Source organism: Cellulomonas sp. EB106-03-03-XG116 (genome assembly GCF_058792015.1).
Genome location: NZ_JBYTEP010000062.1, coordinates 1 through 21,156 on the forward strand (window position 1 = coordinate 1; position 21,156 = coordinate 21,156).

Annotated in this window: 21 protein-coding genes; 4 read left to right on the forward strand and 17 right to left on the reverse strand. The window is 76.3% G+C overall.

The window, feature by feature from the left end; all coding sequences use genetic code 11:
- Positions 1–99: 99 nt before the first annotated feature.
- The 4 genes from pth to glmU form a co-directional block, all read right to left on the reverse strand.
- Positions 100–717 carry an aminoacyl-tRNA hydrolase gene (gene pth, locus AC3WUG_RS17110; RefSeq protein ID WP_147795746.1) on the reverse strand — a complete coding sequence of 206 codons (618 nt, stop codon included), beginning with the start codon at positions 715–717 and terminating at the stop codon, positions 100–102.
- Positions 718–826: 109 nt separating this feature from the next.
- A complete protein-coding gene (locus tag AC3WUG_RS17115) occupies positions 827–1,429 on the reverse strand; it encodes a 50S ribosomal protein L25/general stress protein Ctc (protein WP_492328761.1) in 603 nt (200 codons plus the stop codon).
- 310 nt (positions 1,430–1,739) lie between these two features.
- Positions 1,740–2,723: a ribose-phosphate diphosphokinase gene (locus AC3WUG_RS17120; RefSeq protein WP_492328762.1), complete on the reverse strand. Its 984-nt coding sequence runs from the start codon at positions 2,721–2,723 to the stop codon at positions 1,740–1,742.
- Entirely contained in the window at positions 2,720–4,387 is a 1,668-nt protein-coding gene (gene glmU, locus AC3WUG_RS17125) for a bifunctional UDP-N-acetylglucosamine diphosphorylase/glucosamine-1-phosphate N-acetyltransferase GlmU (protein WP_492328763.1), read from the reverse strand. The genes AC3WUG_RS17120 and glmU overlap by 4 nt, the downstream gene beginning before the upstream one ends.
- Positions 4,388–4,572: 185 nt before the next feature.
- Here glmU and AC3WUG_RS17130 point away from each other — a divergent pair, with 185 nt between their 5' ends.
- The 3 genes from AC3WUG_RS17130 (at position 4,573) to ptsP (ending at position 7,196) form a co-directional block, all read left to right on the forward strand.
- Positions 4,573–5,010 (forward strand): VOC family protein, encoded by a 438-nt coding sequence (locus tag AC3WUG_RS17130; RefSeq protein WP_492328764.1) that lies wholly within the window; start codon positions 4,573–4,575, stop codon positions 5,008–5,010.
- A gap of 174 nt (positions 5,011–5,184) precedes the next feature.
- Positions 5,185–5,463: an HPr family phosphocarrier protein gene (locus AC3WUG_RS17135; protein WP_492328765.1), complete on the forward strand. Its 279-nt coding sequence runs from the start codon at positions 5,185–5,187 to the stop codon at positions 5,461–5,463.
- Positions 5,460–7,196, forward strand: coding sequence for a phosphoenolpyruvate--protein phosphotransferase (gene ptsP, locus AC3WUG_RS17140; protein ID WP_492328766.1), 1,737 nt, complete (start codon positions 5,460–5,462; stop codon positions 7,194–7,196). The genes AC3WUG_RS17135 and ptsP overlap by 4 nt, the downstream gene beginning before the upstream one ends.
- Positions 7,197–7,370: 174 nt before the next feature.
- Here ptsP and AC3WUG_RS17145 read toward each other — a convergent pair whose 3' ends face one another.
- The 8 genes from AC3WUG_RS17145 to AC3WUG_RS17180 form a co-directional block, all read right to left on the reverse strand.
- Complete coding sequence (locus AC3WUG_RS17145) at positions 7,371–8,045, reverse strand: DUF6518 family protein (protein WP_492328767.1); 675 nt, start codon at positions 8,043–8,045, stop codon at positions 7,371–7,373.
- A gap of 118 nt (positions 8,046–8,163) precedes the next feature.
- Positions 8,164–8,544: a hypothetical protein gene (locus tag AC3WUG_RS17150; protein ID WP_492328768.1), complete on the reverse strand. Its 381-nt coding sequence runs from the start codon at positions 8,542–8,544 to the stop codon at positions 8,164–8,166.
- A gap of 83 nt (positions 8,545–8,627) precedes the next feature.
- Complete coding sequence (locus AC3WUG_RS17155) at positions 8,628–9,287, reverse strand: nucleoside/nucleotide kinase family protein (protein WP_492328769.1); 660 nt, start codon at positions 9,285–9,287, stop codon at positions 8,628–8,630.
- On the reverse strand, positions 9,277–10,143 hold the full coding sequence (locus AC3WUG_RS17160; protein ID WP_492328770.1) for a sugar phosphate isomerase/epimerase family protein: 867 nt from the start codon (positions 10,141–10,143) through the stop codon (positions 9,277–9,279). The genes AC3WUG_RS17155 and AC3WUG_RS17160 overlap by 11 nt, the downstream gene beginning before the upstream one ends.
- A 40-nt stretch (positions 10,144–10,183) precedes the next feature.
- Positions 10,184–11,098: a sugar phosphate isomerase/epimerase family protein gene (locus tag AC3WUG_RS17165; RefSeq protein ID WP_492328771.1), complete on the reverse strand. Its 915-nt coding sequence runs from the start codon at positions 11,096–11,098 to the stop codon at positions 10,184–10,186.
- Entirely contained in the window at positions 11,095–11,871 is a 777-nt protein-coding gene (locus AC3WUG_RS17170) for an ATP-binding cassette domain-containing protein (RefSeq protein WP_492328772.1), read from the reverse strand. Before AC3WUG_RS17170 ends, AC3WUG_RS17165 begins: the two co-directional genes overlap by 4 nt.
- The gene (locus AC3WUG_RS17175; RefSeq protein ID WP_492328773.1) at positions 11,868–12,866 is read right to left on the reverse strand and encodes an ABC transporter permease; all 999 of its coding nucleotides are present in this window, start codon (positions 12,864–12,866) and stop codon (positions 11,868–11,870) included. Before AC3WUG_RS17175 ends, AC3WUG_RS17170 begins: the two co-directional genes overlap by 4 nt.
- Positions 12,867–12,975: 109 nt before the next feature.
- Positions 12,976–14,028, reverse strand: coding sequence for a substrate-binding domain-containing protein (locus tag AC3WUG_RS17180; RefSeq protein WP_492328774.1), 1,053 nt, complete (start codon positions 14,026–14,028; stop codon positions 12,976–12,978).
- A gap of 153 nt (positions 14,029–14,181) precedes the next feature.
- On the opposite strand from AC3WUG_RS17180, the gene AC3WUG_RS17185 reads away from it, so the two are divergent.
- Complete coding sequence (locus AC3WUG_RS17185) at positions 14,182–15,339, forward strand: ROK family transcriptional regulator (RefSeq protein WP_492328775.1); 1,158 nt, start codon at positions 14,182–14,184, stop codon at positions 15,337–15,339.
- Positions 15,340–15,465: 126 nt separating this feature from the next.
- On the opposite strand, the gene AC3WUG_RS17190 is transcribed toward AC3WUG_RS17185, so the two are convergent.
- The 5 genes from AC3WUG_RS17190 to AC3WUG_RS17210 all read right to left on the reverse strand — a co-directional run bounded on the left by AC3WUG_RS17190 (position 15,466) and on the right by AC3WUG_RS17210 (position 21,033).
- Complete coding sequence (locus AC3WUG_RS17190) at positions 15,466–17,394, reverse strand: FtsX-like permease family protein (RefSeq protein WP_492328776.1); 1,929 nt, start codon at positions 17,392–17,394, stop codon at positions 15,466–15,468.
- The gene (locus AC3WUG_RS17195) at positions 17,391–18,170 is read right to left on the reverse strand and encodes an ABC transporter ATP-binding protein (protein WP_492328777.1); all 780 of its coding nucleotides are present in this window, start codon (positions 18,168–18,170) and stop codon (positions 17,391–17,393) included. The genes AC3WUG_RS17190 and AC3WUG_RS17195 overlap by 4 nt, the downstream gene beginning before the upstream one ends.
- Before the next feature lie 145 nt (positions 18,171–18,315).
- Positions 18,316–18,987: a response regulator gene (locus AC3WUG_RS17200; RefSeq protein WP_492328778.1), complete on the reverse strand. Its 672-nt coding sequence runs from the start codon at positions 18,985–18,987 to the stop codon at positions 18,316–18,318.
- Positions 18,984–20,351 (reverse strand): sensor histidine kinase, encoded by a 1,368-nt coding sequence (locus tag AC3WUG_RS17205; protein ID WP_492328779.1) that lies wholly within the window; start codon positions 20,349–20,351, stop codon positions 18,984–18,986. Before AC3WUG_RS17205 ends, AC3WUG_RS17200 begins: the two co-directional genes overlap by 4 nt.
- Before the next feature lie 7 nt (positions 20,352–20,358).
- A complete protein-coding gene (locus AC3WUG_RS17210) occupies positions 20,359–21,033 on the reverse strand; it encodes a TetR/AcrR family transcriptional regulator (protein ID WP_492328780.1) in 675 nt (224 codons plus the stop codon).
- Positions 21,034–21,156: the final 123 nt, after the last annotated feature.

Here is a 21,156-nt window from a genome sequence, read left to right on the forward strand (position 1 = left end):
GGGCGGGCGCGGGCGGCGGGCGCGGCGCGGGCGCCGCGCCGGACGCGCGCGAGGCCGCCACCCCGACGGGGGTGACGGCCTCGGTGGCCCTCGGCGGCGCTACGCCGTGCGGGTGTGGAACCGGAGCTGCGCGCGCTCCAGGCCCTCGGTGACGAGCATCTCGACCGCGTCCGCCGCGTCGTCCAGCAGCAGCGGCAGCTCCTTGAGCTCCGGCTTGGCGAAGTCGCGCAGCACGAAGTCCGCCGCGTCCATCCGCCCCGGCGGCCGGCCGACGCCGACGCGCACCCGCAGGTAGTCCTTGGTGCCGAGCGCCTTGGTGGTGTCGCGCAGGCCGTTGTGGCCGCCCTCGCCGCCGCCGATCTTGAGCTTGATCTCCCCGAACGGGATGTCGAGCTCGTCGTGCACCATGATCACGCGCTCGGGCGGCACGTCGTAGTACCGGGCCAGGGCGGCGACGGGGCCGCCGGACGTGTTCATGTAGGTGGTCGGCTTCGCCAGCACCGCGCGGGGGCCCGGGGCGCCGCCGGGCAGGGTGCCGATCCGCACCTCGGCGGTGGCGGCCTGCGGGCGCCGGGACAGCACGCCGCCCTTCGACCCGAACGAGGCCTGCCCGCGCCGCGCGAGCTCGTCGAGCACCATCTGCCCGACGTTGTGCCGGTTCCCGGCGTACTGCGGCCCGGGGTTCCCCAGTCCGACCACCAGCCAGACGTCGCTCATCGCGGCGCCACTCCCTCCGTCGTCCGTCTCCAGGAACGCCGGACGCCCGGCACCGTCACGGTACCGGGCGTCTCGACGCGGTCGGCGCGCGCGGGGCGCGCCGGGCGGATCACTCCGCGGCGGCCTCGGCGGCCTCGGCCTCGGCCTCGTCGGCGGCGCGGTCCTCGGCGGAGACGGTCGGGACCGTGACGGTCACGACGACCTGCTCGGCGTCGCCCTCGAGGACCGAGCCCTTCGGGAGGGTCAGCGCGCCGGCGGTGAGCGCGGTGCCGGCCTCGAGGCCCTCGATCGAGACCTCGACGTGGGCGGGCAGGTGCGTGGCCTCGGCCTCGAGGGTCAGCGTCTGGGTCTCGACGATGTGGATGGTGCCGGGGGCCGACTCGCCGACGACGGTGACGGGGACCTCGACCTGGACCTTCTCGCCACGGCGGACGATCAGCAGGTCGACGTGCTCGATGATGTTCTTGACCGGGTCGCGCTGGACGTCCTTGGCGAGGGCCAGGACCGGCTTGCCGTCGAGCTGGATCTCGAACAGCGCGTTCGCGGCGCCCTTGACCGCGAGCATGGTCTCGTGGCCCGGGAGGGCGACGTGGACCGGCTCGGTGCCGTGCCCGTACAGGACGGCCGGGATCTGGTGGGCGCGGCGCAGGCGGCGGGCGGCGCCCTTGCCGAACTCGGTGCGGGCGGTGGCGGCGAGCTTGATCTCGGACACGGTGACTCCTGGGGCGCTGAGAAGGGCGATGGCGAGCGGTGGTGGCCTCGACGCGGGGCGCTGGACGGGCACGCGGAGGCGTTCCACCCTGTCGATCACGGACCGGATGGACCCGGGTCTCTCCGGTGACCGTCCGACATCCCTCGCCGAGGCAACTGGTCGATCCTACCCGGGCCCGCGCCCCGCACGAAACCGGGCCGGCGACCACCCGGTGGTCGTCGTCCGCTCCCGGGACGCGCCGAGGCCCGCTCCCCCGGCGTGGGGCGAGCGGGCCTCGGGCGGGCGCGCGGCGACGGGCGCCGCGCGCGGGTCAGGACTGGCCGTCGAACAGGCTGGTCACCGAGCCGTCGTCGAACACCTCGCGGATCGCCCGCGCGATGAGCGGCGCGATCGACAGGACCGTGAGGCCCTCGAACCGGCGCTCGTCCGGGATGGGGAGCGTGTCGGTGATGATGACCTCGCGCGCGCCGGACTGCTGCAGGCGGTCGATCGCCGGGTCGGACAGCACGCCGTGGGTCGCGGCGACGATGACGTCCTTGGCGCCGGCCTCGTGCAGCACGCGCACCGCGCCGGCGATCGTGCCGGCCGTGTCGATGAGGTCGTCGACGAGCACGCAGGTGCGGCCCTCGACGTCGCCGACGACGCGGTTCGCGACGGTCTTGTTCGGCTGCCGGATGTCGCGCGACTTGTGCACGAACGCCAGCGGGCCGCCGCCGAGCTTCTGCGCCCACAGCTCCGCGACGCGGATGCGGCCGGCGTCCGGGGACACGACGGTGACGTTCTGCACGTCGACGCGGGTCCGCACGTACTCGGTGAGGATCGGCATGGCCCACAGGTGGTCCACCGGCCCGTCGAAGAAGCCCTGGATCTGCGCGGCGTGCAGGTCGACGCTCATCAGGCGGTCGGCGCCGGCGGTCTTGAACAGGTCCGCCATGAGGCGGGCCGAGATCGGCTCGCGACCGCGGTGCTTCTTGTCCTGCCGCGCGTAGCCGTAGAACGGCGCGATCACGGTGATGGTCTTGGCCGAGGCGCGCTTGAGCGCGTCGACCATGAGGAACTGCTCCATCAGCCACTGGTTGATGGGCGCCGCGTGGCTCTGCAGCACGAACACGTCCGCGCCGCGCACCGACTCGGCGAACCGCACGTAGATCTCGCCGTTCGCGAAGTCGTACGCCGTGGTGGGCAGGAGGTCGATGTCGAGGCTCTTGGCCACGGCGGCGGCGAGCTCGGGGTGGGCGCGGCCCGAGACCAGGACGAGCCGCTTCTCACCGTCCTGCGAGACGATCCCGGTCATCGTGCGGTGTCCTCCGTGCTGGGCTGGGCGTCGGGCAGCGGGGCCGGGTGGTCCGGCAGGGTGGGGGGTGGCGTGCGGTGCACGCCGGAGTCCGCGCCCCCGGCGTGGCCGGCGCGCTCGCGCTCGGCGCGGGCCTGCGGCGACAGCCCGGCGTCCTCGCCGCGGGCGCGGGCGGCGGCCTCGGCGGCCGGGGTGCCCGGGCGGGACCGCGCGACCCAGCCCTCGATGTTGCGCTGGGCGCCGGCGCTGACCGCGAGGGCGCCCGCGGGCACGTCGTGCCGGATCACGCTGCCGGCGCCGGTGTACGCGCCGTCGCCGACCTCGACCGGGGCGACGAACATGTTGTCCGAGCCGGTCCGGGCGTAGGAGCCGATCGTGGTGCGGTGCTTGCGCACGCCGTCGTAGTTGACGAACACCGAGGCGGCCCCGATGTTCGTCTCGACGCCGATCGTGGCGTCGCCGACGTAGGACAGGTGCGGCACCTTCGACCCGGCGCCGATCTCGGCGTTCTTGGTCTCGACGAACGTGCCGATCTTGCCGCGCTCGCCGAGCACGGTGCCGGGGCGCAGGTAGGCGAACGGCCCGACCGTGGCGTCCTCGCCGACGACGGCCAGCGAGCCGTGCGTGCGGACCACCGTGGCGCGGGCGTGCACCTCGACGTCCTGCAGCGTGGTGTCCGGGCCGATGGTGGCGCCGGTGGCGACCGAGGTCGCGCCGAGCAGCTGGGTCCCGGGGAGCAGCGTCACGTCCTGCGCGAGCTCGACGTCGACGTCCACCCAGGTCGTGGCCGGGTCGACGACCGTCACGCCCGCGCGCATCCAGCCGTCGAGGATCCGGCGGTTGAGCTCGGCGCGGAGCACGGCGAGCTGGGCGCGGTCGTTGACGCCCTCGACCAGCACCGGGTCGTCGGTGCGCAGCGCGCGCACCCGGCCGCCGTCGCCGCGGGCGATCGCCAGCACGTCGGTCAGGTAGACCTCGCCCTGGGCGTTGTCGCGGCCGAGCCGGCCGAACGCGCCGCGCAGCACCGCGGCGTCGAAGACGTAGACCGAGGAGTTGATCTCGGCGACCGCGCGCTGGGCGTCGGTGGCGTCCTTCTCCTCGACGATCCCGAGCACGTCCCCGGCGTCGGGGGCGTCCGGGCCGGCGCGCAGGATGCGGCCGTAGCCGGTCGGGTCCGCGACCTCGGTGGTCAGCACGGTCACCGCGTTGCCGTCGGCGGCGTGCGCGGCGAGCAGCTCGCCGAGCGTCTCGCCGTCGAGCAGCGGGATGTCGCCGGCCAGCACCACGACCGGGCCCTCGACGAGCACGCCGGAGGCGCTGCCGGGCTCGCCCGGGCCGTCGCCGGCCGACGCGGCCTCGGCCTGCGCGGCGGCGTCCAGCACGGACAGCGCGCACTGCACGGCGCGGCCGGTCCCGGGGACGTCGTCCTGGTCGGCCACCAGCACCTGCGGCATGACCTCGCGGGCGTGCGCCGCGACGGCCTCGCGCTCGTGCCGGACCACGACCGCGGTGCGCCGCGGCTCGAGGGCCTGGGCGGCCGCGAGCGCGTGCCCGAGCATGGAGCGGCCCGCGAGGGTGTGCAGGACCTTGGGGGTGGCGGATCGCATCCGCGTTCCCTCGCCTGCGGCGAGGACGATGACCGCGGCGGGGCGGGGGGTGGTCACCTGTGGGTGCTCCCTGTGAGAGGTCTGCCCGCGCACCCTAGGGGCGAGCCGGGCGGGGACGTCGTGCGCTGACGCACTCTACCGCCGCCGGGGAGCCCGCCGTCGCGGGTCCGGCCCGGCGGCACCATCATGGGACCGGCGCGGGCGCCGGCCGGGTGCCCGCCGGTCCCGCGAGGAGAGCCGCCATGACGGACGCGACCGCCCCCGGCGCCGCACGGCCCCGGGTCGTGCAGACGGTGCTGGACACCACCGATCCGCGGGGCCTCGCGGAGTTCTACCGGGCGCTGCTGGGCATGGAGTACCGCGCCGGGGACGAGCCGCCCGCGCCCGGGGAGCCGGACCCGCAGGGCGACGACTGGCTGGTGCTGCGCGGCGACGGGCTGTGGCCGCTGGCGTTCCAGAAGGTGCCCGAGATCACGCCCCCGACGTGGCCGGAGCCGGCGGTCCCGCAGCAGCTGCACCTGGACATGACGGTGCCCGACGGCGCGACGCTGGACGCCCAGCGGGACCGGGCGGAGGCGCTGGGCGCGCGCGTGCTGCTCGACCGCCGGGACGACCCGGACGAGCCGCTGTACGTGTTCGCGGACCCGGCGGGCCACCCGTTCTGCATCTTCGTGGGGTGACCCGGGCGTTTGACGCCGCGCCCGCCGCCCCCGTACAACTGACGCCACCAGGGTTGTTACTGAGCGGTTCAGGCAAGACCTGAGGCACCGGCGAGCGTCGGACGCCTCAGGTCTTTTTTGTTGCCCTGGCGCGCCGTCCGACGCAGGGCGGCGCGACGAGAAGGGAAGTCCCCCATGCCTCGACGTCGAGCACGAGTCGCCACCGCCACCGGCCTGCACGCCCGTCCGGCGTCGCTGGTCACGCGCAAGGCCGCCGAGGGCGGCCACCCCGTCCTGATCGGCCGCGAGGGCGAGCCCGGCGTGGACGCCTCGAGCATCCTGTCGGTGATGGGCCTGCGCCTGCAGCACGGCGACGCGGTCGAGCTGAGCTCCACCGCCGACGACGCCGAGGCGCTGCTCGACGAGCTGGCCGCCCTGCTGGAGAGCGACCTGGACCTGGTGGAGCAGGCGTGACCACCGTCGACGCGGCCCCCGCGGGGGCTCCTGCCGCCGGCACCGTGCTCGCCGGGATCGGCGTGGGGCGCGGCGTCGCGCTGGCCCCCGTCGCCCGGGTCGCCGCCCCGCCCGCGATCCCGGCCGACGAGCCCGCGCCCGCCGACCCGGCCGCCGCCGAGGCCCGCCTGCGCGCGGTGCTCGCCGAGGTCGGCGACGACCTGCGCGCCCGGTCCGCCGCGACCGGCAACGCCGACCTGCAGAACATGCTCGAGGCCGCCGCCACCATGGCCGGCGACCCCGCGCTCGCCGCCGAGGCCGCCCGGCTGGTGCACGCCGGCACCGGCCCGGCCACCGCGCTGGACCAGGCCGTCGAGGGCTTCGCCGCCGTGTTCACCGCCGCCGGCGGCGACCTCGCCGAGCGGGCCACCGACCTGCGCAGCGTCCGGCACCGCGCCGTCGCCCGGCTGCTCGGCGTGCCGGAGCCCGGCCTGGCGACGCTGGACGCCCCGGCCGTCGTGGTCGCGGACGACCTGTCCCCCGCCGACACCGCGGCGCTCGACCTGTCGAAGGTCGCCGCGATCGTCACCGAGCTCGGCGGCCCGACCAGCCACACCGCGATCGTCGCCGGCCAGCTGGGCCTGCCGTGCGTGGTCCGGGTCGCGGGCGCCACCGCCCTGCCCGCCGGCACGCCGGTCCTCGTCGACGCCGCGGCCGGCACCGTCGAGGTGGCGCCGTCCGCCGAGGCCGCCGACCGCGTCGCCCGCCGCGCCGAGGACGAGGCCGTCGTGGCCGCCGTCACCGGCCCGGGCGCCACCGCCGACGGCCACGCGGTCCCGCTGCTCGCCAACGTCGGCACCCCCGACGACGCCCGCTCGGCCGCGCCGCGCACCGAGGGCGTGGGCCTGTTCCGCACCGAGGTGCTGTTCCTCGACGCGCGCGCCGAGCCCGCCGTCGCCGACCAGACCGCCGCGTACGCGAAGGTCGTCGAGGCGTACGCGGGCCGCAAGGTCGTCATCCGCACGCTCGACGCGGGGGCCGACAAGCCGCTGGCGTTCGCCACCCAGGCCGACGAGGAGAACCCGGCGCTCGGCGTCCGGGGCTACCGGCTGGTCCGGTCGCTGCCGGGCATCGTCTCCCGGCAGCTCGAGGCGCTGGGCGCGGCCGTCCACGCGCTGCCCGCGGACCGGCAGGCCGACGTCTGGGTCATGGCCCCGATGATCGCGACCCCCGCCGAGGCCCGCGCGTTCGCGTCCGCCGCGCGCGAGGTGGGCATCGTCAAGGTCGGTGTCATGGTCGAGGTCCCCGCGGCCGCGCTGCTCGCCGAGGCGATCCTGGCCGAGGTCGACTTCGTGTCCCTGGGCACCAACGACCTGGCGCAGTACACGATGGCCGCCGACCGGCTGCGCGGCGAGCTCGCCGACCTGCTGGACCCGTGGCAGCCGGCCGTGCTGTCGCTCGTCGCCGCGACGGCCTCGGCGGGCGTGCGCGTCGGCAAGCCCGTCGGCGTCTGCGGCGAGTCGGCCTCCGACCCGCTGATGGCGCTCGTGCTCGCCGGACTCGGCATCACCAGCCTGTCGATGGCGGCGGGCCGGGTGCCCGCGGCGCGCTACGCGCTGCGCTCGCTGACGCTGGACGCCTGCCGGACGCTGGCGGCGGCCGCGCTGGCCGCGCCGGACGCGGAGTCCGCCCGGGCCGCGGTCCGCGCCGGGCTGGACGCCGACGTGGCGCGGGTCCTCCTCGGCGAGGCCTGACCGACCCCGCCGGGCGGGCTCCTACGCAGGCCCGCCCGGCGGCTCCTCCCGACGCCCTCCTGGGGGTGCGCCGGGGGGCGCCGCGACACCGCGGATGGATCCACTCGCACGGACACGCCCGGGCGTGTCTGCCCCGAGGGATCCACTCGCGCCCCGGGCGCCCGCCTATCCGGCTTACCCGAGGGCCAGGTGCAGCGCGGCGAAGCCGGACGCGCCGACGACCGCCGCGGCCGGGAGCCAGCGCAGCACCGCGCGGGTCTGGCCGCCGACCCGGCCGAGCAGCAGCACCAGCAGGGCCGCGACCGCCGCGAACACCACCGCGTCGTCGCCGTACCGCAGCACGACCGCGCACGTCACGACCGCCTCGGCCAGCCAGCACCCCGCGAGCAGCGCCGGGCCCAGGCCGCGCCACGTCCCCGTCGCCGTCCGCCAGAGCCGCCCGGCCCAGCCGAACACCGGCCCGCCGACGACGCCCGACACCGCCCACACCGCGACGGACGACGCTCCGACCGCGAAGCCGCGCAGGTCGGCCACCAGGTAGTAGCCGGCGACCTGGCCCACGCACGCCACCAGACCCGCGAGCGCCGCGACCCACCCGCGCCGGGCCAGGGCGCCCACGAGGAACGACGCCACGAGCCAGGGGCTCACGGCGTTGGCCAGCCCGGCGAACCAGGTGCTGCCGAGCAGGGTCTGGCCGAACGAGGTCAGCGCCCCGACCCCCAGCCCGGCGCCGACGGCGGCGGCGAGCGCGGCGGGCGCCGGGAGGCCGAGGAGGCGGGGGCGGCCCGCCACGGAGGCGGGCTCCGGCCGGGACGGGACGGCGTGCGGGGCGGGGACGGCGGTGCTCACGGTCCCATCCGACCGCGCACCGCACCGCGCCGTCGTCCCCCTGCGGCCGGATCGGGCCCCGGGGCCCGTCCACCCGGGGTCGGGCGCCGGGGCCGCGTGAGCCGCTCGGCCCGGGCCGTCAACGCCCGCCCGAGGCGATGAGCCAGAGCACCGTGTCGTGCACGTGCCGCGCCTTGTCGTCGCCGCGGAACGTCGCCTCGTGCACCGTCGAGCCCGCGGTGATGGCGAGCGTCGCGGACGACGCGAACTTCCCGAACATCGACTTGTCCGACACGAACGACACCGAGGTGATCGACCGGATCGGCAGCGAGGTGACGGCGCTCTTGCCGCCGACGAACGACTTGTCCTGCAGGATCACGCGCAGGTTCGTGATCCCGACGAACCCCGTGCCCGCGCCGGTGCAGTCGTAGACGGCGTAGACCTGCTCGCCCTGGATGAGACCGGCCTGGACCTTCTCCAGCTGGTCGGCCTTGTCGTGCGGCACGGTGGCGGTGGACATGCGGTGCGTCTCCTCGGGCTAGCGGCGGTGCTGTCGTCCACCCCCATCGGCGGGGACCACCGCGGACTGAGCGCCCGGCCGCGTCACCCGGCGACGAGCTCGCCCGAGACCACCAGGTCCGCCCGGTCGCGCGTCGACTCGATGAGGACCGCGTTCCGTCCGTCGACCTCCGTGGCCCACGCCGTCGCGGCCTCGACCGTCCGCCCGTGCCGGGTGTGCCGGTCCACCAGGCGCCGCTCCCGCTCGCCGCCGGGCGTCGCGCAGAACCACGCGTCGTCCAGCGCGTCCCGGACCTGCGCCCACGGGCCCTCGTCGACCAGCAGGTAGTTCCCCTCGACCACGACGACCGCGTGGTGCGGCTCGACCGCGAGCTCGGCCGCGACCGGCTCGTCGACCTCCCGCCGGAAGCTCGGCACGTACACGGGGTGGTCGGTCTCGGCGTGCACCCGGCGCAGCAGGGCGAGGAACCCCCAGCCGTCGAAGGTGTCCAGCGCGCCCTTGCGGTCGTGCCGGCCGAGCCGGTCGAGGGTGTCGTTGGCCAGGTGGAACCCGTCCATCGGCAGGTGCACCGCGTCCGGGCCGAGCGCCGCCACGAGCCGGAGCGCGAGCGTCGTCTTGCCGGCCCCGGGGCTGCCCGCGATGCCGACGACGACCCGCCGGCCGGTGCGGTCGGCGAGCTCGCGCACGCGGGCCGCGAGCGCCCCGAGGTCCGCGACCGCGGCCCCCGCCCCCTCAGGCGGCACGGTTCGCCTCGAGCAGGCTCGTCATGTGCCGGTGCGCGTGCGCCGCCAGCGCCGGGCCGTCGCTCCACAGGTTCCGCCAGATCGCCAGGTCGTTCGACAGCGTCGGCGAGACCACCGCGGAGGAGAACGACTCGAACGTGATCGGCCCGGTGTAGTCGACGGCCGCGAGCGCGTGGAAGAACCCGGTGAGGTCGAGGTGCCCGCTGCCCAGGTAGCCGCGGTGGTTCTCCCCGATGTGCACGTAGCCGAGCCGGTCGCCGACCAGCAGCACCGGCCGCACGAGGTCGGACTCCTCGATGTTCATGTGGTACGTGTCGAGGTGGATCAGCACGTTGTCCTGGCCGATGTCGTCGGCCAGCCGCAGCGCGTCGGCGGCCGTGTTGATCACGTTGGTCTCGTACCGGTTGCAGATCTCCAGGCCGAGCGTCATCCCCCGCCCCGCGGCCTCGGCGGCGAGGTCGGTGAGGGTGGCGACGACGTTGGCCCGGCCCGCCGTCGACAGCGGCCGGCCGTACTTGCCGAGCGCGCTGTACAGCGCCCCGGTGAAGTGGGTCCCGCCGAGCTCGTGCGTGATCCGCAGCGAGTCCTGCAGCAGCGCCGCGCCCCGCTCGACGACCGCGGGGTCGTCGCTGGACACGTCGGCGTCGAAGGCGAGGCCGCGGGAGCAGACGATGCCGAGGCCGGCGGCCTCGAGGTCCGCGCGCGCGGCCACGACGTCCAGCGCCGGGGAGTCGTGCAGCGACAGCTCGAGGAGGTCGTAGCCGGCCTCGCGGGTCTGCCGGATGATCTGGGTCATCTCCGCGGGCGAGGTGCCGCCGGCGAAGACGAGGGCGTGGACGCCGAGCAGGTTGGTCATGGCGGTTCCGTTCGCAGTGGGTGGTGGGTGGTCGGTGGGGTCAGGCCGGCACGGGCGCCGGGGCGGCGAGCGACAGCGCGGCGGCGGCGAGCTGGGCGCGCAGGAACCGGACCGAGGCCTCCGCGACCTCGTCGGGGTCGGTCCACTGCGCCCGCCACAGCCCGATGTCGACGGCCGAGGCGGGCCCGACGACGTCGCGCGCGAACGACTCGACGGTGATCGGACCGGTGTACCCGGCGGCGAGCAGCGCCCGCAGCAGCCGGGGCCAGTCGACCGTCCCGGTGCCGAGCGCGCCCCGGTGGTTCTCGGAGGCGTGCACGTAGCCGAGCCGGTGCCCGGCCACCGCGACCGGGGCGACGACGTCGGTCTCCTCCAGCGCGGCGTGGAACGTGTCGAGGTGCACGACGACGTTGTCCGCGCCGACGTCCTCGACGAACGCGAGCGCCTGGGCGGCGGTGTTGAGCAGGTTCGACTCGTACCGGTTCACGTACTCGACGCCGAGGGTCACCCTGTGCCCGGCCGCCTCGAGGGCGACGTCGCGCAGGATGGCGACGGCGCTCGCGCGACCCGCGGCGGTCGGCGGCTCGAGGTACCGGCGCATCGCCGAGTGCGTCACGCCGCCGACGTAGGTCGACCCGATCGCGGCCGCGAACGCGACGGCCTCGCCGAGCCGGTGCCGGCCGCGGGCGACCACGGCCGGGTCCGGCGAGGTGAGGTCGTCGTCCGGGCCGAGCGCGAGCGACACCGCCGGGGCGATCCCGTGCCGGTCGAGCGCCGCGGCGGTGTCCCGCCAGTCGAGCAGCACCCGGTCGACGGCGGGGACCTCGATCAGGTCGTACCCCGCCCGCGCCGCGGCCCCGATCGTGCGGTCCGCCTGCTGCGGCGCCCAGCCGAAGCCCCAGAGCCCGGCGTGCACCCCGAGGGGCGGCAGCCCGCCCCCGCCCGCCGCGCTCACGCGGCCTTCGCCCCGGTGATCAGCGCGACGAGCTCGTCGCCCGAGGTCTGGTCCGCGCGCCGCTCGGCGACCGCCAGGCCGGCGCGCATCACCCACACGTGCTGGGCGAGCCGCAGGACCTGGTCGAAGTTGTGGCTGATGAGCAGCACCGCGACGCCCGAGTCCTGGAGCTTGCGGATCACCGCCTCCACGCGGGCGGTCTCCTGCACGCCGAGGGCCGCGGTCGGCTCGTCCATGATGACGATCGAGCTGCCCCAGCCCGCGGCGCGGGCGATCGCGACCGCCTGCCGCTGCCCGCCGGACAGGCGGCGCACGCGCGAGGTCACCGGCGGGACGTTGACGGCGAGCCCGCCGAGCAGCGCCTCGGCCTTGGTCCGCATGGCCGCGCGGTCGAGGAACCGGACCGGGCCGACGCCCTTGGTGATCTCCCGCCCGACGAAGAAGTTCTGCCAGACGGTCAGGTCCTCGACGAGCGCGAGGTTCTGCTGCACGGTCTCGATGCCGTGCGCCCGGGCGGCGAGCGGCGAGTCCAGCTGGACCCGCTCGCCGCCGAGGGTGATGGTGCCGCCGTCCGGCCGGTGGATGCCCGACAGGCAGCGCACCAGGGTGGACTTGCCGGCGCCGTTGTCGCCGATGAGCGCGGTGACCTCGCCGCGGCGCATCGTGATCGACGCGCCCTTGAGGGCGTGCACGCCGCCGAACGACTTGGTGATGTTCTCCGCGGTCAGGACCAGGTCGACGCCCTGGTCGGTCGCGGGCACGGTGGTGGTCATCGCTTCTGGAACCTCGTGAGCAGGGCCGCGAGGACGACGACGAGTCCCACGGCGAGCGGCTGGTAGAACTGCGAGACGGCGAGCAGCGTGAGCCCGTTGGTCAGGGCGGTGAGCAGCAGCGCGCCGAGGACCGGGCCGACGATCTTGGCTCGCCCGCCGGACAGGCTGACCCCGCCCAGGACGACCGCGGCGATCGAGTTGAGCAGGTAGTTCGTGTTGATCGCCGGCTCGGCCGCGCCGATCCGCGCGACCAGGAGCAGGGACGCCATGCCGGCCAGCGCGGCCGCCCAGACGTACACGGCGATCCGGACCCGCGGCGCCTTGACGCCGTTGGCGACCGACGCCTCCTCGCTGCCGCCGACCGCCTGCACGTGCAGCCCGTACCGGGTGCGGAACATGACCACCCAGGCCAGCACGCCGACGACCAGCGCCACGATGAACGGGTAGCCGACGAAGCCGATCTTCCCGGTGGTGAGCCGGAGCAGCTCCGGGCTGAACACGCTGATCGGCTTGCCGTCCGTGAGGATGAGCGCGGCGCCGGTGGCCACGCCCAGCGTGCCGAGCGTCGCGATGAAGTCGGTGACCTTGCCCTTCGCGATCAGCAGGCCGTTCGCAACGCCGATGACGGTCGCCGACAGCACGCCCACGACGGCGGCGGGCCAGAACGACAGCCCGGCCTGGAACGCGAGGCCGAAGCCGACCGCGCCGATCGTCATGGTCGCCGAGATCGACAGGTCGATGCCGCCGGTCGTGATGACGAACGACTGGGCGACGGCGAGGATCACCAGGATCGCGCCGGCGACCAGCATCGCCTGGATGTTGCCGAGGGTGAGGAACGTCGGGCTGAGGATGCTGAACACGACGACCAGGACGACCAGGCCGATCGGGGCGGCGTTCTCCGCCCAGAAGCTCAGGTGCCGCGCCTCGGCGAGCGCGCTGACCGCGCGGCGCGTGGGCGGGGGTGCCGACGTCGTCGGCGTTGCGGTGGTGGTCACGAGGGCTCTCTCCGGTCGGCGCCGCGGGCGGCGGCGCGGGACGGGCGGGCTGCGGGGGTGGAGCGCGCGGGGCGGCGCGGTGCAGGGAGTCGGCGCCGCCCCGCGCGGATCAGGGCAGGAGGTCGGTCAGGGGGTTGTCGAACTCCTGGAACGGCTGCGGGAACGCGTCGAGCGCCTGCTGCGCGGTGCTCGCGTCCACGAGGGCCGTGGGCGACTCGATGTCGGCGGGCAGGTCGGTGCCCGCGGTCGCGACCTCGCAGGCCTGGACGCCGAGCGAGCCGATCGCGTAGGGGTACTGCGCCACGGTGGCGCTCAGCCCGCCGTCGAGCACGGACTGCAGCGCGTCCTGGTTGCCGTCGACGCTCACCACGGTGATCTCGCCGGTGCGGCCGGCGTTCTCGACGGCCTTGACGATGCCGAGGCCCATGTCGTCGTTCGCGGCGAAGAAGGCCGTGATGTCGGGGTTCGCGGCGATGATGTCGGTCGCCTTGGTGAGGGCCACGTCGCGCTTCCAGTCGGCGGCCTCCTCCTGGACCACGTCGACCGTGTCGCCCACGGCGGCCTTGAAGCCGTCGACGCGCGCGGCGCTGGTCACGTCGCCCGAGACGCCGCCGATGATGGCGACCTTCGAGCCGGCGGCGACCTTGCTCACCACGAAGTCGCCGGCCTTGCCGCCCGCGGCCTCGTTGTCGGTGCCGATGTAGGTGGCGATGTCGAGGTTCGCGGCCGAGGCGGCGTCGGCGTCGATCGGGTTGTCGATGTTGACGACGGGGGTGCCGGCGGCGCCGACAGGGGCGAGCGCCTGGACCAGGTTGGTGCCGCTGATCGGGTTGACGACGAAGCAGCCGAAGTCCTGGCCGGCGAGGGCGGAGAGCTTGTCCGCCTGGCCGGTGGTGTCGCCGATGTCGGCCGCGGCCTGCACGGTCACGTCGACGCCGTCGGTCTGCGCGGTCTCCTCGATGCCCTGCTGCATGGCCTGGAAGAACGGGTTGTCGAGGCCCTTGATGACGGCGGCGATCTTGTCGCCGCCACCGCCGGACGCGGTGGTCGAGCCGCCGCCGGAGCTCCCGCTGTCCGAGCAGGCGGCCAGCGCGAGGGCGACGGTCGCGGCGGCCGCGGCGGCGACGAGTGCGGTCCGGGACTTCGAGGGTGCGTGGGACATGGCGATCCTTGGCCTCCAGGGGCACCACCGTGTGCCCGTAACTCCGAAACTACGACCCCTTTTGATTGACGTCAACCCAAAAGTCCGGCCACTTCTCGGCAGAGTTCGCGGTAACGTGGGTCCCGACCCGACGTGCACCCAGGAGGCGAGCCGATGCCGCAGGTGACCGGCCACACGGCCGACGTGCTGGACCTGTTCCGCACGCTCGGCGCGCTGAGCCGCATGGAGGTCATCGACCAGACCGGGCTGTCCCGGTCGACGGTGAACCAGCGCCTCGGCTCGCTCGAGCGCGCCGGCCTGATCCGGGAGATCGGCGGCGCGGAGTCCAGCGGCGGCCGGCCGTCCAGCCGGTTCGAGTTCGCCGCCGACCGCGCCCGGGTGCTCGCCGCCGACATCGGCGCGATGGGTTTCACGCTGGCCGTCTGCGACCTCGCCGGCCGCCCCGTCGCGGACCTGTCCCGGGACGTCGAGGTGTGGGCCGGCCCGGAGAAGGTGCTGGCCATGGTGCAGGAGGGCTTCGACGAGCTCGCCTCGCCGGACGACGTCTGGGCGGTCGCGGTCGGCGTCCCCGGGCCGGTGGAGTTCGCGGCGCACCGGGTGGTGAACCCGCCGATCATGACCGGCTGGGACGGCTTCGACATCGCCGCCGCGTTCCGGCCCCGGTACCGGGGCCCGGTCGTGGTCGAGAACGACGTCAACGCGCGGGCCGTCGCGGAGGCGCGGCTCACCGGCGCGGACAACCTCATCGGGCTCAAGGTCGGCACCGGCATCGGCGCGGGCCTGGTGTTCAACGGCAGCATCGTGCGCGGGGACAAGGGCGCGGCCGGCGACGTGGGGCACACCCGCGCCCTGCACACCGACCCCGAGCCGCGCCCCTGCCACTGCGGCAACCTCGACTGCCTCGAGACCTACGCCGCGGGCTGGGCGCTGGTCCGGCAGCTCGCGGACCTCGGGCGGGACGTGCGGCGCACCGGCGACGTCGTGGCGCTGGTCCAGCAGGGCGACATGGAGGCCGTGCGGCTGGTGCGGGCGGCGGGCCGGGCGATCGGCGAGTCGGTGGCCGGCCTGGTCAGCGTGCTGAACCCGCGGCGGATCGCGCTGTCGGGGCAGCTGGCGCAGTGCGGCGAGGTGCTGCTGTCCGGCATCCGGGAGCGGATGTACCAGCAGACCCTGCCGCTGGCGACGCGCGACCTGGTGGTCGGGCCGTCGGACCTGGGCGAGCTCGCGGGGGTGACGGGGCTGGCGCTGATCGCGATCGACACGCTGCTGGCCCCGGACTCCCTGGAGGCGGTGCTCTCGGCGACCGTGTGACGGGCGCCCGGCGGGCCGGCCGGCCGGTGGCGGGTCGGAGCGCGGCCTACGGTTTCCGGCCCCGCCCACCACGATCGGCGGTGGCGGGGCCGGAAACCGTAGGCGAACCGGTGCGCGTGCGGGGCCTCACCCCGCCCGGGCCGCCAGCCCCCCGGCCGACGGCCGCGTCGCGCGGACCGCCGCCGCCACCGGCAGCGTCAGCCCGATCAGCGCCACGACCGCCAGCAGCCCGCCCAGCACCACCGGGTCGAGCACCGGCACCGGCACCCCGAGCAGCCCCTGCCCGACGCCGAGCAGCGCGGGCAGCACCGCGGCCAGCCCCACCGCGACGGCCGTGCCGGTGATCAGCGCGGACTCAGCCGCCACCATCCGGATCAGCTGCGCCCGCGTCGCGCCCGTGCGGCGCAGCAGCGCGAGCTCCGCCCGCCGGGTCCCGACCAGCCCGACCAGCGTGGTCCCGGCGGCCACCGCGACGAACGCCAGCAGCGCCAGGAGCAGGGCGGTCGACAGCCCCTGCTCCCCCGCGGCCGCGTCCCGCACGGACGCGGCGTACCCGGCGGGGTCGGTGACGTCGAGCCCGGTCGCCGCGACGGCGGCACGCACGTCCCCGGCGGCGGCCGGGTCGTCGGCCCGGACGAGCAGCACGCCGCCCTCGGCCCCCGCGGCGACGGCCGACCCGGAGCCGACGAGGTAGTCGCCCAGGCCGAGCCCCCGCTCGTAGACGGCGACCACGGTCAGCTCCACGGACTCGCCGCCGACCCGCACCTCGACCGGCTTCCCCAGCCCGGTGCTGCCGAGCGCGGCCTCGCTGCTCACGGCGATCGTCCCGTCCCGGCCGAGGTCGTCGAGCGAGCCGGACCGCACGTCGGGGTCGAGCAGGGTGGTCTCGGCCGGGACCGTGCGGAGCGTGGTCGGCTCCCAGGACAGCCCGTCGAGGAACGGCAGGTCCTCGTCCTCCGCGTCGACCCGGACCTGCGCGGGCACGCCGGCGGTGACGCCCGCGGCCGCGACGCCCGGCAGCGCCGCGACCTCGGTCGCCGCCGCCTCCGGCACCCCGGCGGACCCGGGGTCCTGCGCCACGACGTCCGACACCACCCCGTCGCGCACCTGCTGCTCGGCCGCGTCGACGAGCGCCGCGTTCGCCCCGGACTGCACGGTGCCGAGCGCGAGCAGCAGCGCGAGCGGCAGGACCGCCCCGGTGAGCCGGCGGGAGAACCCGCGGGCGTTGGTCAGCGCCAGCGTCGGCACGGCGCGGGACCCGCGGGTGAGCCGCAGCCCGCGCTCCGCGCCCCACCGGACGAGCAGCGGCCCGACGAGCGCGGCGGCGATCAGCAGCACGATCGCCGAGGTCGTCGCGGCGGCGGCGCCCGCGATCCCGGGCAGGGCGAACGGCACCAGCGCGGCGACCAGCCCCGCGGCGACCAGGACGGCGGCCGTCACGGCGCGCGCCCGCGGGATGCCCCGGGGCTCGACCGCGGCCTGCTGCACGGCGCTCGCCGGGCTCAGGCGCGCGCTCTCCCGGCCCGCCAGCCGCGCACCGAGCAGCGCCGTCGGCACCAGCAGCGCCAGCGCGCCGAGCACCGGCCACGGCGACAGCGTGGGCGCGTACCCGGCGGGCACCACCCCGCCCGCGACCAGCACGTCGGACAGCAGCGGGGCGAGCAGCAGCCCCGGCAGCGCGCCGAGCGGCGCGGCGACCGCGAACACCAGCAGCACCTCGGCGGTGACCAGCTGCCGGACCTGGCCGGTCGTCGCGCCGACCGCCCGCAGCAGCGCGAACTCCCGCGCCCGCGGCCGCAGCGCCCCGGCGAAGGTCGACGCCACCACCAGCAGCGCGATGAGCACCGCGGTCCCGGCGAACGACGACGCCACGGCGAGCAGCATCGACGCAGCGGGGTCGTCGGACGCCCCGGCGGCGAGCCGGGCCCCGGCCTCCACCCAGACGCCCGTCGCGGTGAGCAGCGCGGCCGCGAGCGCCACGACCAGCGCGCTGCCGGCCAGGCTGCCGAGGTGCACGCGGACGGCGGACCGGGCCATGGCCCCGACGGCGCTCATCGGCCCAGCTCGATCATGCGGGCCGTGACCTGCTCGGTCGTCGGCGCGTCGAGGTGGCCGGCGATCAGGCCGTCGGCCAGGAACAGCACCCGGTCCGCCGCGGCGGCGACCTGCGCGTCGTGCGTCACCAGCACCAGCGTCTGCTGGAGGGTCTGCGCGGTCGAGCGCAGCACCTCCAGCACCTGGCCGCCGGTGTGCGAGTCGAGCGCGCCGGTCGGCTCGTCGGCGAAGACCACCGCGGGCCGGGTGATCAGCGCGCGGGCGATCGCGACGCGCTGCGCCTGCCCGCCGGACAGCTCGCCGGGCAGCCGGTCGTCCATGCCCTCGAGACCCACGGCCGCCATCAGGTAGCGGCGCAGGTGGGCGTCGGGCTCCCGGCCGCCGAGCAGCAGGGGCAGCGCGATGTTCTCGGCCACGGTGAGGTGGCCCACCAGGTTGTACGCCTGGAACACGAAGCCGATCCGGTCCCGGCGCAGCCGGGTCACCGCGTCGGGCGACATCGCCGTCAGGTCGGACCCGCCGACCACGACCCGCCCGCTCGACGGGCGGTCCAGGCCCGCGGACACGTTCAGCAGCGTCGACTTCCCGGACCCCGACGGCCCCATGACCGCGGTGAACGAGCCGGGTGCGAGCGCCAGGGAGACGCCCGCGAGCGCCGCGACCGTGCCGCGGCCGTTGGGGTAGGTGCGGTGGACCCGGTCCAGCAGCACGGCGGGCTCCGACGCGGTGCGCGGCGGGCTCGCGGGGCTGGTCGGGGTGGGTGCGGTGGCGCTCATGGCCGGTCTCCTCGTCTGGGGTTTCCTGCGTCCCCTCGACGCTAGGAATCCGGCACCCCCGCCCTCCAGCCGCCTGCGACGGAACCCGCGGGCCTGCATCCTTCGACGCAACCGCTCCCCCGCCCGGCCGACCGCGCCGGGCCGCTCACCCCTCGTCGGGGACCGTGACCACCCGGTTCTGGTACGCCCACACGACCGCCTGCAGCCGGGACCGCACCCCGAGCTTCGGCATCATCCGGGCGAGGTGGGACTTCACCGTCGACACCTCGACGACGAGCTCCGCGGCGATCTCCTCGTTCGACATCCCCTGCGCGAGCAGCCGGAGGATGTCCTGCTCCCGGGCGGTCAGCACGTCCGCCCCGCGCTGCACCGTCACCGGCTGCAGCCGCCGCCGGTCCGCGAACTCGCGCAGCACCCGGTGGGTCAGCGCCTGGTCGAGCGTCCCGCGCCCCGCGGCGACGTGCCGGACCGCCCGGACGATCTCCTCCGGCTCGGCGTCCTTGAGCAGGAACCCGGACGCGCCCGCCTCGAGCGCGCCGAACACGTAGTCGTCGAGGTCGAACGTCGTCAGCACGAGGACCGGCACCGGCCGCTCCGCCTCCGGCCCGCAGAGCTCGCGCGCGACGCTGATCCCGTCCCGGCCGGGCATCCGGATGTCGAGCACCGCCACGTCGGGCTCGGCGGTGCGGGCCAGCGCGACCGCCTCGTCGCCGTCGGCCGCGACGCCCACGACCTCGAGGTCGGGCTCGGCGGCGAGCAGCGCGGACAGGCCGGCGCGCACCAGGGGCTGGTCGTCGGCGATGAGCACCCGGATCACGGGGCGCCTCCCTCCGTCAGGGGCTCGCGCGGCAGCACGAGCCGGACCTCCCAGCCGCCGTCGGGCGTCGGGCCGTGCCGCAGGTCGGCGCCCACCAGTTCCGCGCGCTCCCGCATCCCGCGCAGCCCGTACCCGGGGTGCGCGGGGTCGCGTGCGGGGACGTCGCCGGCGGGGACGTCCCCGGTGGGCACGCCGTTGCGCACCGTCAGCACGACGGCGTCGGCGCCCCGGTCGTCCAGCGTCACCCGGCAGGCCGCCCCGGGCGCGTGCGTCCGGACGTTCGCGAGCGCCTCCTGCACGATCCGGTACCCGGCGAGCTGGGCGAGCGGCCCGACGCGCGCGCCGAGCACGGCGCCGTCCGCCCCGTCCGGCCCGTCCCTGCGCAGCACGTCCAGCGTCACGTCGCCGGGGGCGCCGGGCGCGGCGGCCACCAGGTCCGGCACCGCTGCGAGCGTGAGCGCCGACGTCTCCGCGCCGTCGTCCTCCCGCAGCAGCCCGACCAGCCGGCGCAGGTCGGCCAGCACCACCCGGCTCTGCTCGCGCACCTCCCGCACGCCGGCGCGCGCGGCCTCGGGGTCGGTCGTGATCTGCCGGTCGATCGCCGACGCCATCAGCGCGATCCCGGACAGGTGGTGCGCCGCGAGGTCGTGCAGCTCGCGGGCCATCGCGGTCCGCTGCTCCGCCAGCGCCGTGCGGACCCGGGCCTCCTGCTCGCCGGCCAGCGCGCGCAGCTCCCCCTCCTGCGCCGCCCGCACCGCCCGGCGCGACGACACGACCAGGGCCGGCACCAGCCCGAGCGCGACCACGGCGACCGCCTGCGCGGTCGCCGCCAGCGCGACGAGCGCCGTCCCGGGCGCGTCGGCCGCCTCGACCCCGGCGACGCCGGACGCGACCGCGAGCAGCACGACCGCCAGCGCGAGCGCCCCGCGGGTGCGGGCGAGCGGGGCGGTGACGCCGGCGCGGTAGACGACGACCACGACGGCGAGCGTGAGCAGCCCGGACGCCGCCACCGCGGGCCCGCCGCCGGCGAGCGCGGCGAGGAGCGGGACACCCGTGACGGCGACCAGGGCGCGGCGCGGCGCCACCCGCGCGACGACCACCGCGCCGGCCTGCGCGGCCAGGGCGACGAGGACGAGCCACCAGCCGGGCGTGCCCGCCGTCGGCACCGGGTCCGGGTCGGCGGGCTCCATCGCCGCGAGCGCCGGCAGCGCGAGCAGCCCGGCGACGCCGAGCGCGAGCGTGACCGCCGCCGCCACCACGTCCCCCCGACGGACGGTCGCGGTGCCGGGGCCGACGGGCGACGCCGCGCGGCGGGACGCGGCCGGCGGGGACGTGGTCGGCGTCGCCGCGGGCACCTCGGGCACGGCGCCCTCAGACCTCGGGCGTCGCCGGCGCGTCGCCGCCGGACGTGCCCTCCCGCGGCGCCGGCACGGACCGCTTCCCGGCCTCGGGCGCGCTGGTCAGCCGGGGCCGGCGCTCCAGGCCGGACAGCCCGTTCCAGGCCAGGTTCACGAGCGCCGCGGCGACGTCCGCCTTCTTCGGGCTGCGGGCGTCGAGCCAGTACTGGCCGGTGAGCGCGACCATGCCGACCAGCATCTGCGCGTAGATGGGGGCGGTCCGCGGGTCGAGGTGGCGCCGCTTGAACTCGTTCGCGAGCAGGTGCTCGACCTGGGTCGCCACGTCGCCGATCAGGCTGGAGAACGTCCCCGTCGCCTGCGCGACCGGGGAGTCGCGCACCAGGATCCGGAACCCGTCCTCGGACTCCTCGATGTAGCCGAGCAGCGCGAGGGCGGACCTCTCGACGAGCACCTTCGGGTGGCCGCCGCCGTCGAGCGCGCCGGTGAGCGCGCTGGTCAGCGCCTGGATCTCCCGGTCGATGACGACGGCGTAGATCCCCTCCTTGCCCCCGAAGTGCTCGTAGACGACCGGCTTGGACACCTCGGCGCGGGCGGCGATCTCCTCGACCGACGTGCCCTCGAAGCCCTTCTCGGCGAACAGCCGGCGGCTCACGTCGAGCAGCTGCGCACGCCGCTCGGTCGCGGTCATGCGGGCGCGCGTCGTCCGTGGCGTGCGGCGGGGCTCGGCGGTCATCGGGCCATCCTCGCAAATGCGGGCACCGGCCGGGGCACGCGGACGCACGGGCGGGCCCGGGGACGTCGTCCCCGGGCC